This is a genomic window from Nocardia barduliensis (assembly GCF_013315795.1).
GTDB lineage: Bacteria > Actinomycetota > Actinomycetes > Mycobacteriales > Mycobacteriaceae > Nocardia > Nocardia barduliensis.
Window position 1 is genome coordinate 12,782 of record NZ_JABLTE010000048.1, and the last position, 13,188, is coordinate 25,969.

Consider the following 13,188-nt stretch of genomic DNA (forward strand, 5'->3'; position numbering starts at 1 on the left):
ATAACTTCGCTCAATGTACCGTTATCTAGCGGCACGTTCAATAGCGATCCACACCTTGTAACACGCTGGACATCAACGGCTTTGGAAAAAGTGCCCCCGAACAGGGGCGATAGTGAAGTAATTCGTTGAACGTACCACCGGTTATCGGTACGCTCGATGAGATAAGACGGATGAGGGAGCGCAGATGGCCTGGTTCGAGCGGGAGTTCGTCGCGGTTCCGGAGGACCGCAAGAATCAGCTGGTCTACAAGTGGCCGGATGTCAACATCCGCCGCTACACCCGTGCGATGGTCAATGCCGACCAGATCGCCCTCTTCGTCAAGTCCGGGCAAGTGGTCGGCGCGATGGGCCCGGGACGCCACCGTATCGACGCCGACGAGCTCCCCGTGCTCGGCGCGCTCGTCGACACCCTCACCGGCGGCAACTACTACCGCGCCGAACTGTATTTCGTCTCCACCAGAGAGTTTCCGGGGATCCGCTTCGGCGGACGGCTGGACGACATCCTCGACCCGGTCAGCGAGCAGGTGGTGACGCTGCGCGTCTTCGGCGAGTTCGCCCTGACGGTTCGCGATCCGGCCGAGTTGCTCACCGCGCTCGCAGGCACCGCCGATCTCACCGACCAGGAGCGGGTGCAGAACTGGTGCGCCGACTTGCTGCTCAAATCCATGAAGATGGCGGTGACCCAGGGGGTCGCGCGCCGCGACTGGCCGGTGCTCGGGCTCTCGGCGCAGCTGCAGCCGATCGAGCAGGCGGTGCTGCGCCAGACCAATACCGCGCTCTACGAGTACGGGCTGCGCATCCCGCGGATGGGCAACTTCGACATCAGTCTGGCGCCGGAGGACGCCGACCGACTCAAGCGCCTCGCCAAGGACGTCAAGTACATCAGCCTCACCGGCGATTTCCAGCGTTACGCCGCGGGCGAGCTCGCGCTCGGCGCGAGCCAGGGGTTCGCGCGCGGACACCACGGCATGGAAGGCGGATTCCTCGGCGCGGCATTGAGTTTGAACGCCATCGGTCACCAGGTCGGCAACCACTCCCCCGCGCCGCAGCTGCCCGCCGCGGCGCCGGAGACGGCCCAGACCTCGTGCGCCGCCTGCCAGGCCGCCAATCCGGCGGGCGCGAAGTTCTGCATGAACTGCGGCGCGCGCCTGGCGCCGCAGCCGCGGCACTGCCCGAGCTGTGGCGCGGAATCGAGTCCGGGCGCCAAGTTCTGCGGCGCCTGCGGAACGCCGATGCCCGGAGGCTGACGCCGAGCGCGCCTGCCTCCGGGCATCGTGCGGTCGATCAGCCCGCGACCGTCGGCGCCACGGCCGTCGACTCGCTGCCGCTCACCATGCCGCGGACCTGCCGTGCCGCCACCGAGAGCGCGGCGAGATCGTGCGTTTCGGCGGCGAAGATCTGCGCCAGCGACGCACCCGCGCGGGCCAGCCGCGACCGGTTGGTCGACTCCCAGTACGCGATCTTCTCGGCGGTGCTGTCCTGCGGTTCGGTCGCGGTGAGCACGTCGAGGGTCAGCGACCGCAGCGAATCGTAGAGATCCTCGCGGACCGCCAAGCGCGCCAGCGCCCGCCAGCGCCCACCGCGCTCCAGCTTGCCCACCGCGGTGAGCAGCCGTTCGATCTGGAAGTGCTCGTTGAGCGCGTAGTACAGCACCGCGACCTCCGCCGGATCACGCTCCGCGATGTCGGCCAGGTCGATCACGTCCAGCAGCGGGAACCGGTGGATCAGGCCGAACACCTCCTCGGCCAGCTCCAGCGGCGCGCCGCGGGAGATCGACCGCCGCGAACGCTCGGCGAGATCGTCGATGAGATAGCCGGTCAGCCAGCCCGGCACCTGGCCGGACAGCGCCCGCACGCCCGCGCGGTACCTGGCGATGTCCGCGCCGATCGCGATCGGCTGCGGCCGGTTGGACAGCAGCCAGCGGGCTGCCCGGTCGAGGGTGCGCTTGGTTTCCAGCTCCAGTTCGTTGCGCGCCGCCGTGGACATCGGCGTCTGCCTGATGCGCTGCCAGAGGGTGTGCAGGTCGAAGATCTCCACTGCCGCCTTGTACGCGCGCACCGCGTCGTCGGTGGTCGCCCCGGCCTCTTCCGCGAGCCGGAAGGCGTAGGTGATGCCGCCGTAGTCGACCATCTCGTTGACCACGACGGTGGCCACGATCTCGCGCCGCAGCGGGTGCCTGCCGATCGCCGAGGCGAAGCGTTCGCGCAGCGGCGCGGGGAAGTAGCCGGGCAGCACCGAGGCGAACGCCGCGCTGTCGAGCAGGTCGCCCGCGAGCAGGTCGGCCTTGAGCGAGAGCTTCACGTGCGCCATGAGATTCGCCAGCTCGGGCGAGGTCAATCCGGTGCCTTCGGCCGCACGGCGGGCCAGCTCGGCCTCGGTGGGCAACGCTTCCAGCTCGCGGTCCAGCCCGCGGCGCTGCTCGAGGTCGTTGATCATCCTGCCGTGCACGCCGGACATGCCCGCCGCGTCGGCCCGCGACATACCCAGCCGGAAGTTCTGCGAGATGTTGTCGCGCAGCACGAGGTCGGAGACCTCGTCGGTCATCGAGGCCAGCAGCGGATTGCGCTCGGCGAGGGCGAGTTCGCCGCTGGAGACCACGGCGTCGAGCAGGATCTTGATGTTGACCTCGTGATCGGAGCAGTCCACCCCGGCGGAGTTGTCCAGCGCGTCGGTGTTCATCCGCCCGCCGCCACGGCAGAACTCGATCCGGCCCAGCGCGGTCGCACCCAGGTTGCCGCCCTCGCCGATCACCTTCACCCGCAGCTGGTCGGCGTTCACCCGCACCGTGTCGTTGGACTTGTCGCCCACCTCGGCATTGGTCTCGGCGCTCGCCTTGATGTAGGTGCCGATGCCGCCGTTCCACAGCAGGTCCACCGGGGCCAGGAGAATCGCCTTGATCATCTCCGGCGGGGACAGCGTGGTCACGTTCGCGGGAAGATCCAGCGCCGCGCGTACCTCCGGGGTCACCGGGATCGCCTTGGCGGAACGGTCGTAGATGCCGCCGCCGGGGCTGATCAGGGACGTGTCGTAATCCGCCCACGACGAGCGGGGCAACGCGAACATCCGCTGCCGCTCCCGGAAAGAAACAGCCGCATCCGGAGCAGGATCCAGGAAAATATGCCGGTGGTCGAACGCCGCCACCAAACGAATGTGCTCCGACAACAACATGCCGTTACCGAACACGTCACCGCTCATGTCACCGACCCCCACGACCGTGAAGTCCTGGGTCTGAGTGTCGATTTCCATCTCGCGGAAGTGGCGCTTGACGCTTTCCCAGGCGCCCTTGGCGGTGATGCCCATCGCCTTGTGGTCATACCCGGCCGACCCACCCGAAGCGAACGCGTCACCGAGCCAGAAACCATAACTCTGCGCCACATCATTGGCGATATCAGAGAACGTCGCCGTACCCTTGTCGGCCGCCACGACGAGATACGTGTCGTCACCGTCCCGGCGCACCACCTGCGCGGGCGGAAGCACTTCGCCGGTCGCGCGGTCGACGTTGTCGGTGATATCCAGCAGGCCGGAGATGAACGTGCGGTAGCAGGCGACACCTTCCGCACCCAACGCCTGCCGGTCGGCGACCGGATCACCGGTGACGGCGGGCGGTTGCTTGACTACGAAGCCGCCCTTCGCGCCCACCGGCACGATCACCGCGTTCTTCACCGCCTGCGCCTTCACCAAACCCAGGATCTCGGTACGGAAATCCTCCAAACGGTCCGACCACCGCAAACCACCACGCGCCACCGATCCGAAGCGCAGATGCACACCCTCCACCCGCGGCGAGTACACGAAGATTTCGAACTGCGGCCGCGGCTTGGGCAATTCGGCAATCGCGTGCGGATTCAGCTTGACCGACAGATAGTTCAGCGCGTCGCCCGCCGCGTCACGCCGGTAGTAGTTGGTGCGCAGCGTCGCCTCGATCAAGCCGAACAGCGCCCGCAGGATGCGGTCGGTGTCCAGGCTGACCACGGCGTCGATCTCGGCCTGCACCCGTTCGGCGATCGCCGCGGCCCGGTCGGCGGCTTCCGCGCCGACGTCGTCCGGGTCGAAGTACGCGGCGAACAGGTCGATGCACGACCGCGCCGTCGCCGGGTGGTTCAGCAGGACGCGGGTGATGTTGCCCAAGGTGTAGGCGAATCCGGCCTGCTGCAGGTACTTCGCGTAGGCGCGCAGCAGGGCCACCTCCCGCCAGTGCAAGCCGGCGCGCAACACCAGTTCGTTCAGGCCGTCGACTTCTGCCCGGCCGAACCACATCGCGGTGACCGCATCCGGGAATCGACGCCGCACACTGGTTTCCGGCAGTGCGGCGGCATCCACGGAGTGCCCGGTCTGCGCGGGCGGCTCACTGTCCAGCGCGTCCCGCAGAGGTGCGGAGGGCACGCGCAGCCCGAAGTCGTAGATCCAGCGATCCGGCCGGTCCGCCAGTGCGATGCGATAGGGCCGCTCGTCGACCACTTCCACACCGAGACTGTGCAGAACCGGCAGCACCCGGCTCAGCGAGACGCCTTCGCCCGCGACGTAGAGCGTGAATCGCCACTCCCCGGAGCCGGACTCGCCCTGGCGGTAGAGATCGGTGTCGATCGCGCCGTCGGCCAGCCGCTCGAGGCGCCGCAGGTCGGTGAGCGCGTGCGCGGGGTCGTGCTCCTGCTGGTAGGCCGCGGGGAAGGCCGCCGCGTAGTCGGTGACCAGCGCCTGCGGCAGGTCGGCCACGCCCGCTGCCTCGGCGACCAGCCGGTCGCTCCAGGTCCAGGTCGTCGCCAGCAGCAGTTCCTGGATCCGCTCGCGATTGTCCTCGGAGATGTCGGCGGCCTCGGCCCCCGGCTTGCGGTGCACCGTGAAATAGACGACGGCCAGCTCCGATTCGGTGGCCCGCGCCGAATAGGCGATCTGCTCGGCGTCGAACTGCTCGCGCAGTATCTCGCCCATGCGCACGCGAACCTCGGTGGAGTAGCGATCGCGCGGCATGTAGACCAGGCAGTAGATGGTGTCGCTGCGCGAATCGCGCCGGATGAACAACCGCACCTGCCGTCGCAGGCCCAAATTCATGACGGCCGAGACGGTTTCGAACAGTCTGCGCGCGTCGGTGGAGAACAGCTCCACGCGCGGGAACGACTGCATCATCTCCAGCATCGCCTGCCCGGAGAACGAATTGAGGCCGAAGCCCGCCCATTCGATGACCTGCAGCACGCGCCGCGAGATGACCGGGATGTCGAGGATGTTCTCGTGCAGGCCCGCGACGGTGAAGGTGCCGACGAAGACATGCTCGCCCTTGACCATCGCGACGGTGTCGCCCCAGGCCGCGCGACCGCTCGGGTCGCTAGCGCCGTAGTCGGCCACGCTGATGAAGTACAGATCCCGCGATCCGGGCAGCAGCGAGTCGACCGAGCCGTTGGCCATGCGCAGGACCGTGCGCTTCGCGCCGACCACGGGCACGCTGATGTCGGCGGCGGCGCCGCCCGCGAGGACGCCGAGCCCGGTGCCGGGCAGCTGCCACGGCTCGAAGTCGGCGTTCGCGCTCGGCGCGGAGCGGCGGAAGTGGTAGTAGCCGTAGCCCAGCGGCGTGAAGTGCCCGTCGGACAGCCAGCGCAACAGCCCGGCGGTCTGCGGGATCTCCGCGTCGCCCGCCCACTGCGCGGCTTGGTCGAGCTGGTCGGCGACCGTGTTGAGCACCTCGACCATGGTCGGCGTGTCGTCGGCGACCTGGCGCAGGTCGGCCAGCAGCGGCGGCAGCGCGCTCTCGATGCGGTCCACCAGTTCGTCGGACAGGCCGGTGCCCAGCTGCACGTGGATCCACGACTCGCGCAACGTATGTCCGTCGGCCTCCGCGGCCGGTTCGGTCTCGCCGTCCCGGGGCGCGATGGACAGCACACGGCCCTCGGCATCCCGGGAGACGTCGAAAATCGGGTGAACGACCTCGGTGACCGTCGCACCGAGGCGGCGCAGCGCCGCGGTGACCGAGTCGACCAGCAACGGCATGTCGTCGTTGACGATCTGGATCGCGGCGCCGAGTCCGGCGCTGTCATCCGGACGGTAGACACGGGTGGTCGCCGAGCCGGGCGCGCGGGTGGCCGCCAGTTCCAGGTGCTGCCGGAAGATCCGCTCGGCTCGATCCGTGATCGCCGACGTCGAGGGACCCGGCTGGATCCACCGGAAGTAAGCCGCCTCCAGATCGGTCGGATCATCGCGGAACCGCTTCGGTGAAATCGTCTGCTGGGTGGTTGCCACCATCGATCCGTTGCCTTCCCGAGAACTGCGCTCGTACGTGTTTCGTACTTCACATAACGTACCGCTGGATAACGGCACAATCAACAGTGTAACAATAATTTCCCGCTACGGACATGGGTCGCGGCGTCCGGATCAGGGATTTTCCGCGGTCCGGCGGAAGGGGCGCTGTCAGGTCAGCGAACCAGGCCTGCCCGCGACATGAAGGTCTGGGCGCCGGCCCGGCCGGCGAAAGTGCCCGTCTCCAAACGCAGACCCGTCCGGGTATCCGCGTACCAAACGGTTGCCGAGGGCCCGATCGCCGCATAGACGGGGCCGTCGACCAACGCGGCGCCGCCGGAACCGCGCCATCGGGAAATGCTGTCCGCCAGACGATCCTGCTGCGCCAGTTCGACGTAGAAGATCATGTCCCGCCCGCCGGCGATGCCGCCGAACAGCATCGGGTGGTTGGCCGCGACGACGCACTTCTCCCCCTGGCCACCGGCGTCGAGCCGCTGACAGGTGGCCGCCGAGCGCAACGCGCCCGGCATGGCCTGCACGGGCGTCGTGGCCTCCGAGAGCGACGGCAGCGACGGCAGCGAACAGGACCGGACCGCGAAGACGGCGAGCACCAGCAGCACCAGCAGGCCGATCCCGAGGGCCCGCCACTGCCAGCGCGGATACGCCTTGTCGACGATGAACTTCTTGGTCTCCGTGCCGACCTTCTCGGCGACTTCGGCGACCTGGGCCGGCACCTTCTCCGCGGCGGACTTCGCCGCGTCCGCCGCCGCGCGCAGCGGTGCTCCGCAGTGCGCGCACCGGGAATCCGCGCCGGTGTTGCGGTGCGAGCAGTACTGGCAGACCAAGTCGTGCAGTGTGGACACCTCAGCGCCCCGTCACGACGATGGAGGAGATCGCGGTGGTGTTGACCGACGGATCACCCTTGGACTCCAGCACCGTCAGCACGATCTTCGACGCGCTCACCGCGGGCTCCAGCTTGGTCACCACCAGAGTTCGCTGATCGAGGGTCGGCTGCGTGTAGACGGTCTTGTTGCCGTCGTCGAACTGGTACGAAACGCGGCTCACCGTGCGGTATTTCGCCCACTGATCGGTGCCGTCCGCGCTGATGTGATCCCAGCCGGGCACGATGCCGATGGAGTCGATCTGATAGGTCTTGCCCAGGTCGATGGTGATGACCTGACCGTCGACCTTGTAGGCGCGCACGCACGACCACGCCTTGCCCGTCTGCCCGCCGAACGCGTCCATCGCCGATGTGCTGCCGGGCGGGCACTTCGAGTCCGCGGACTTCACCTGGATGATCGAGCCCGCCGCGGGCGCGGCCGAGGTCGTCGGCGCCGCGGAGGTGGGCGGCGGCGTGACGACCAGCAGCTGATCCTGTGCCGTGTTCTTCTCCTGGCCGCCCGTGGTCACCAGCAGCAGCACCAGCAGCACGGCGACCACCGCGGCGACGATCAGCGCGACCCTGGGCTTACGCAGTTGGACGAGCGCGTCCTTGGCCATCCGCTGCGCGGGCGCCAACCGGTCGGCCGGTGCGGGGGACGCGCGTTCGGGTTCCGGTTCCGGTTCGTCCAGCGCGGCCGATCGGGCGGCCACCGAGGAGTAGTCGTTGCGGAGTTCCATGGCCGGAGCCGACTCCTGCGCCTGCCCGTTCAGCAGCGCGAGGATGCGCTCGCTCGCTTTCGGACCGTCACCGCTGCGCCGCCGCGGGGCGACCTCCTGCGGCTCGGAGTCCAGGTCGGGCAACCCGAGCGACGCGGCGCCGATATCCGCGCTGTCGCCGAACTCCGCCGTCGGGCCGAGCGGCGCGGCGCCGGTGAGCGGCGCCGCGGAGGACCCGAACGAGGGATCGGAGAGCAGCGCGTCGAGGACCGCACCTCGATGACGGAGAAAGACGTCTCCCGGGTCCTCGGCGGGCATGGTCCGGATCGTATCCGGCCCGAGCCACCCGCCGGGCCCGCGCTATTCCCGCTGGGGAGAACAGCCGACCCGTCCGGTCAGCGCTTCTTCTCCTCGGTCACGAAGTACTCCGGCGGCACGTCGAAGACCCGCGCCAGCGCGATCACCAGGTCCAGGCGCGGGATCGCGTCACCGTGGATCAGCCGGTAGAGGCCCGACTGCGACACCGGCACGTCCGGATAGGCCAGTTCCAGGTGCTGCGCCAGCGAGTACAGCGTCAGCGACCGCGTCGACCCGTCCTCGGTCGAGACGACCGATTCCGCGATCAACTCCGACAACCGGCTGGAGAAGATCGCCGCCGCGGCCTGCCTGGGGGTTAGCGCGTCCCCGGCGTCCGATTGAGGGAGATCGCCGCCATCGGAATGGGTGTCCGCTACCACGGTGATAGACATTAACCGACCACTCCCATCAGCTCACGCGACGGCCACCGGGTTGCGGGGGTGCAACCACGGGTCCCGATGCACCCGCGCCAGGCGCGGGTGGTCCGTCGACGGTATCGAAATATCGTGTTTCGCCTCTCGGCTCGATGAGGTCAACCCGCACCGTGCGCATCGGGATGCTCACGTCCACCGCGGTTGCGCTGACCTGCTTGATCGCGAGATCGACCGCACGCCTGCGCGGACCGCCGGGCTCGCTGATGGTGACCGTCGTGTGCGCGTTGGACGCACGCGGCGGCAGGTGGTCGAAGACCGCGATGGTGGCCGGTTCCGCGTCCGCGGCCTCCGGGTGCCCCGCGGCCGGATCGGCCAGGCGCATCGAGCGCTGGTCGCCGACCGCGGTCACCAGCTGGCGCCAGCTGTCCGGTCGCGCCGAATGGATCTCCACGTCCGCGCCGACCACCATCGCCCGCAGGATGATCTGCTGGGCGACCGGCAGCATGGCCTGCACGTCGATGGTGCGCCTGCGCGGGTTGAACCGGGCCGGGTCGAACAGCGGCAGCGCCAGGGTGTGCCGCGGCTGACCGCTGATCGCGCCGAGGATCTGGCCGTTGGGACCGATCGCGATGGCCAGGTCGGTGACGAGGTCCTCGGGTGCGATGTCGGCGCCGGACTCGAAGCCGCGCAGGGCGCGCACGGAAGCGCCGGTGGGCAACGAGGCAAGCAAGGCCGTGGACTGCGCGCCGCGCAGCAGTCGCAGGTAGTCCGGCGGTTCGGTGGTGACCGCGGGACCGATGAACCGGACGAGGGCGCGCGGACCGGCGGTATCGGCGGTCAGGCTCACCACGAGCGTGGTGCGGCCGCGGTTCCAGGTCCAGCAATCGTCCAGGCCGACCCCGTCCAGACGGGTCCAGTCGATCAGGAAGCTGGTCACACACCGGCCGGGCACCGACGATTGGAGATTGCTCCAGGTTTCCCGCAGATCGGAGAGTTCCACCCCCGCGTGCAGCAGGCGCGTCGCGTCCCGGAGGGCGGCGGCGGGCAGTGCGTGCGCGGCGATACCGCGCTCGCGCAGCCGTCCCGCGATCCGGTGCGTGGCGCTGGCCAGCGCCTTGGGCGCGACCACCGCGCACGGACCGCGCTTGCTCAGCGCCGCCAGGTTGCGTTCCTGGTCGAGCCGGACCACCAGCCAGGTCAGCCGGTCCCCGACCACCGGGTGCGAGCCGATGAGCTGGTCGTAGAGCATGCTGTAGCTGCCGGAGGAGCGGACGCGCTGACCGGTGGTGACGATATCGATGTCGACCGCGATGCCGAACTGGTCCAGCATCGGCAACAGCAGGTCGACCGGGATGGTGTCCTCGGTGTAGAGGGTGCGCTCGGAGATGACGGTCGGCAAGTCCAGGTTGGGCGCGAGCTGGATCATCGCGATGAGGGTGTCGCCCGCCTCGTTGACGCCGCACACCCCCGCGGCGACCTGAACGTCGCGGATCTGCGCGAGCTGGGTCCGTTCCTGCGCCCGCGCGGTGCGGCCGGTGCGGTAGGCCGCCCAGTCGAGCAGCCAGCGAGCGCCGGTCCGTCCGTTCACCCGGACGGTCACCGTCACGACCAGGACCGTGACCACCACCGCGCTCACCCACCACGGCGTCTTGGCCGACAGTCCGGCCAGCAGCGGACTGCCGACGATGACGAAGGCGGCGAACGGACCACGCTCGACGCCGGCGACCCGAACGCTCGGAAAGCTCACCGGCGCCTCCGCATCACGGAGTTCAGGTGGCTGCCCGCGATCCCGAGGAGCACGGCCGCGAGGATGACGACGGTCGCGGTGATCGCGGGCCGCAGGTCCTTCGCGCGCGGTGCGGGCGGGATGGGCAGTTCCGCCGACCGGAACAGACCGGCGGGCTGCTGTGGCGGCGTGCGGTAGCTCAGGGCGGCGAGCGGATCGATCATGCCCACGCCGACCATATTGTCGATGCCGCGCGCGGGGGCGTGCGCGCTGGCTTGCAGCCGAGCGGCGATCTCGCGCGGGGTCTCGTTGGGGAAGCGCGACCGCAACAGCGCGGCCACCCCGCTGACGTAGGCGGCGGCGAACGACGCGCCGCCGACCGGCACGAGTTTGTCCGGTTCGCCGACACCGTTGATCAGGCCACCGCCGCCGGGACCGAGCGACTCGATGCCGGTCCCCGGCGCCGCGACCGAAACCCAGGGGCCGGTCAGCGAATCCGGCATCGGTGCGCCGGTCGCGGTGGTGAATCCCACCGTGAGCACGTCCGCGCCGAACCAGCCGGGCGTCGAGATGGTCTTCACGTCGCGCCAGTTGCGCGGGTCGGCGGGCCGGGCGGGGTCGACGTCCGGGTTCTGCGCGCAGTTCGCGGCGCCCGCGCTGTTGCCCGCGCCCGCCACGATGAGCGCGCCGCGAACATGGACGGCATGGCCGATGGCCGCCGACAGCATGGATTGATCCACCTGCGCGTCCACCGGCAGGCAGATCGGCAGCGACACCGTGATCACCCCGGCGCCCTGGTTCGCGGCGCGCGTGATCGCCCTGGCCAGGGTCCGGATCTCGATGGCGATCCGCTGGGTCGGGTCGGAACCGGGACGTTCGGGACTGAACGCGCCGGAACGGGTGCGAATGGAGATGATCCGCGCGTCCGGGGCCACCCCGGCGAATCCGTCCGTGGGATCGGAGGCGGCGCCGATGATGCCGGCGACCAGCGTGCCGTGCGCGTCGCAGTCGGACAGTCCGTCGCCACCGGCCGCGAGGTAGTCGCCACCGCCGACGAGGTTGGGCAGGCGCGGATGGGGCTGCACGCCGGTGTCGATCACCGCGACGCTCACCCCGGCGCCCCGGCTCAGCGCTCTGGCGCGGCGCAGGTCCAGCGCCAGTTCCGGCGGCGGAACGCGGGTCAGGTCACTGTCGGGCAGCACACCCGCGGCCAGACAGCCCTTCTCCTGCTTCATCGGCTGCTCGGGGCCCGGCGGGTCGTCCACGGGCGGCACGCCGACCACGACCTGCGGCGGTTCCAGCGCGAGGGCGGGGGCGGCGGTGACGGCCAGCATCACCCCGGCGAGAACCGCGACCGCGGCACTGCCGACCTTCATCAGATTCCTCGCATCGCCGTGTAGACGCCCATGATCCAGAACGCGATCACCGGAACCACCAGGATCAGCGCGTATTCCACCAGGTCGATGACACGGCGGGTCACCGGTGACAGACGCTTGCCGGGCAACTGGAGCGCCGCGACACAAGCCACACACGCCACCACGGCCACCACGAGGCCGACCACGAGGCGGGGGGCCGGGGTTTCGTAGGCGCCGATCAGGACGAAGCCCACGCCGCAGACGGTGACGGCCGACCCAGCGATCAGCGCGATCGCCTGCACGCGATCCGGGTGCCAGCGCGCGCGCATCGCCAGCAGGCCCGCGATGGCGGTGGCCATGACGATCTCGCGAATGCCCCCGGGGCTGCCCGCGGCCGCGATCACCGCGGAGACCGCCAGCACCGTCGAGATCGCGGCGATCAGGCCGCGCAGGCTGGTGACCGCCAGCCGGGCGCGGCCCTCGATACCGGCCTCGGCGTTGTGGCGCTGCTGTTCGATGTCGGCGGGGGTCTCGTCTCCGTCGCGCACTGTCTCCGCGTCGAACAGGTCGGTCAGCGTCGTCGGCGAGACCTCGTTGCCCGGGTCGGGCAGGTCCGGCGGACGGATGCGCGCGATGGCAACGGCCAGGCGCGGCGCCATGGTCAGCAGCACGATCCCGACGAACACCACGCCACCGGCGACCTGCCCGACGGACAGGTCCACGTAGGTCAGCGGCAGGGCGGCCAGGGTCACCGTGACGCCGAGCACGGTCACGGCCATCAAAGTCGCGATGCCCACGCCGCTCACCCGCATCATGGTGGCGGCGGCCACCGCCGCGACCACCGCTCCCGCCGCCAAGTTGGCGGCCGCGAACGGGCCCGGCTGGCCGTAGGCGGGCGGCACCAGCATCGCGCCGCCCGCGAACAGCAGCGGCGTCGCCGCCAGCGACAAGCCAAGGCAGATCTTCGCCGGAGCGCTGCGCCGCCGGGCCAGCGCGGCCGCCGCCCAGCACAGCGCCCCGAGCAGCAGCGCGGGCAACCCGCACCAGAGGGCCGAACCGGTCATCGTCCACGACCAGGCCAGCATCGCGGCCGCCGCGGCGGCGCCTGCTCCGAGCACGGTCAGCCCCGCGATCGCGGCGGTGTCGGCGTCGAATTCGGCGAACTCACGCTCGTTGATCAGGGCGAGCGCGTCGGTGATGTCCTCAACCAGCGGCGTGAACACCTCGGCCGATTCCACCACCGACAGCATCAGCACCGCGCCGTCGTCGACGTCGTGGTCGGCCAGACTGCGCCAGCGCGGAATCGGCGCCTCCCCCGGGCGAGCCAGGCTCCACTGGCCCTGCGGCGGCGTGAAATCGACGCTCTCGTCGTCGATCGCCGAGGCCAGCACGACCAGCAGATCGTCGATGAAAGTCTCGATGGTGAACTTCGTCGGCACCACCACGTCGACCTGATAGCTGGAGACCATCACGGCGATCCGAGCCCGTGCGACCTCCGCCGACGGCTGCGTCCCGGCGGGCGCGGGCGCGACGGCAGTACTCATGCCTCCGCCTCG

General features: G+C 69.9%; 8 protein-coding genes. 1 reads left to right on the plus strand and 7 read right to left on the minus strand.

The genetic code is table 11. The features are described 5' to 3' along the window. Nucleotides 1-184: 184 nt before the first annotated feature. Complete coding sequence (locus tag HOV91_RS21085; protein ID WP_174187130.1) at nt 185-1,246, plus strand: SPFH domain-containing protein; 1,062 nt, start codon at nt 185-187, stop codon at nt 1,244-1,246. 37 nt (nt 1,247-1,283) lie between these two features. Here HOV91_RS21085 and HOV91_RS21090 read toward each other — a convergent pair whose 3' ends face one another. The 7 genes from HOV91_RS21090 to eccD all read right to left on the minus strand — a co-directional run bounded on the left by HOV91_RS21090 (nt 1,284) and on the right by eccD (nt 13,176). Next, a complete protein-coding gene (locus HOV91_RS21090; protein ID WP_174187159.1) occupies nt 1,284-6,227 on the minus strand; it encodes an NAD-glutamate dehydrogenase in 4,944 nt (1,647 codons plus the stop codon). Nucleotides 6,228-6,397: 170 nt separating this feature from the next. After that, nucleotides 6,398-7,084, minus strand: a complete 687-nt coding sequence (locus HOV91_RS21095; RefSeq protein WP_174187131.1) for a hypothetical protein — start codon at nt 7,082-7,084, stop codon at nt 6,398-6,400. A gap of 1 nt (nt 7,085) precedes the next feature. Continuing rightward, nucleotides 7,086-8,138, minus strand: coding sequence for a discoidin domain-containing protein (locus tag HOV91_RS21100; RefSeq protein WP_174187132.1), 1,053 nt, complete (start codon nt 8,136-8,138; stop codon nt 7,086-7,088). A 77-nt stretch (nt 8,139-8,215) separates the two neighbouring features. Then, on the minus strand, nt 8,216-8,569 hold the full coding sequence (locus HOV91_RS21105; protein WP_174187133.1) for a helix-turn-helix domain-containing protein: 354 nt from the start codon (nt 8,567-8,569) through the stop codon (nt 8,216-8,218). A 16-nt stretch (nt 8,570-8,585) separates the two neighbouring features. Beyond that, on the minus strand, nt 8,586-10,298 hold the full coding sequence (gene eccE, locus HOV91_RS21110; RefSeq protein ID WP_174187134.1) for a type VII secretion protein EccE: 1,713 nt from the start codon (nt 10,296-10,298) through the stop codon (nt 8,586-8,588). Next, complete coding sequence (gene mycP, locus HOV91_RS21115) at nt 10,295-11,653, minus strand: type VII secretion-associated serine protease mycosin (protein WP_174187135.1); 1,359 nt, start codon at nt 11,651-11,653, stop codon at nt 10,295-10,297. The genes eccE and mycP overlap by 4 nt, the downstream gene beginning before the upstream one ends. Beyond that, entirely contained in the window at nt 11,653-13,176 is a 1,524-nt protein-coding gene (gene eccD, locus HOV91_RS21120; protein WP_174187136.1) for a type VII secretion integral membrane protein EccD, read from the minus strand. Before eccD ends, mycP begins: the two co-directional genes overlap by 1 nt. Nucleotides 13,177-13,188 lie beyond the last annotated feature (12 nt).

Excerpts from the sequence above, each read along its gene's own strand:
- mycP (WP_174187135.1), bottom strand. The coding sequence starts at position 11,653 with ATGAAGGTCGGCAGTGCCGCGGTCGCGGTTCTCGCCGGGGTGATGCTG.
- eccD (WP_174187136.1), bottom strand. The coding sequence starts at position 13,176 with ATGAGTACTGCCGTCGCGCCCGCGCCCGCCGGGACGCAGCCGTCGGCG.
- HOV91_RS21090 (WP_174187159.1), bottom strand. The coding sequence starts at position 6,227 with ATGGTGGCAACCACCCAGCAGACGATTTCACCGAAGCGGTTCCGCGAT.
- HOV91_RS21100 (WP_174187132.1), bottom strand. The coding sequence starts at position 8,138 with ATGCCCGCCGAGGACCCGGGAGACGTCTTTCTCCGTCATCGAGGTGCG.
- HOV91_RS21085 (WP_174187130.1), top strand. The coding sequence starts at position 185 with ATGGCCTGGTTCGAGCGGGAGTTCGTCGCGGTTCCGGAGGACCGCAAG.
- HOV91_RS21105 (WP_174187133.1), bottom strand. The coding sequence starts at position 8,569 with ATGTCTATCACCGTGGTAGCGGACACCCATTCCGATGGCGGCGATCTC.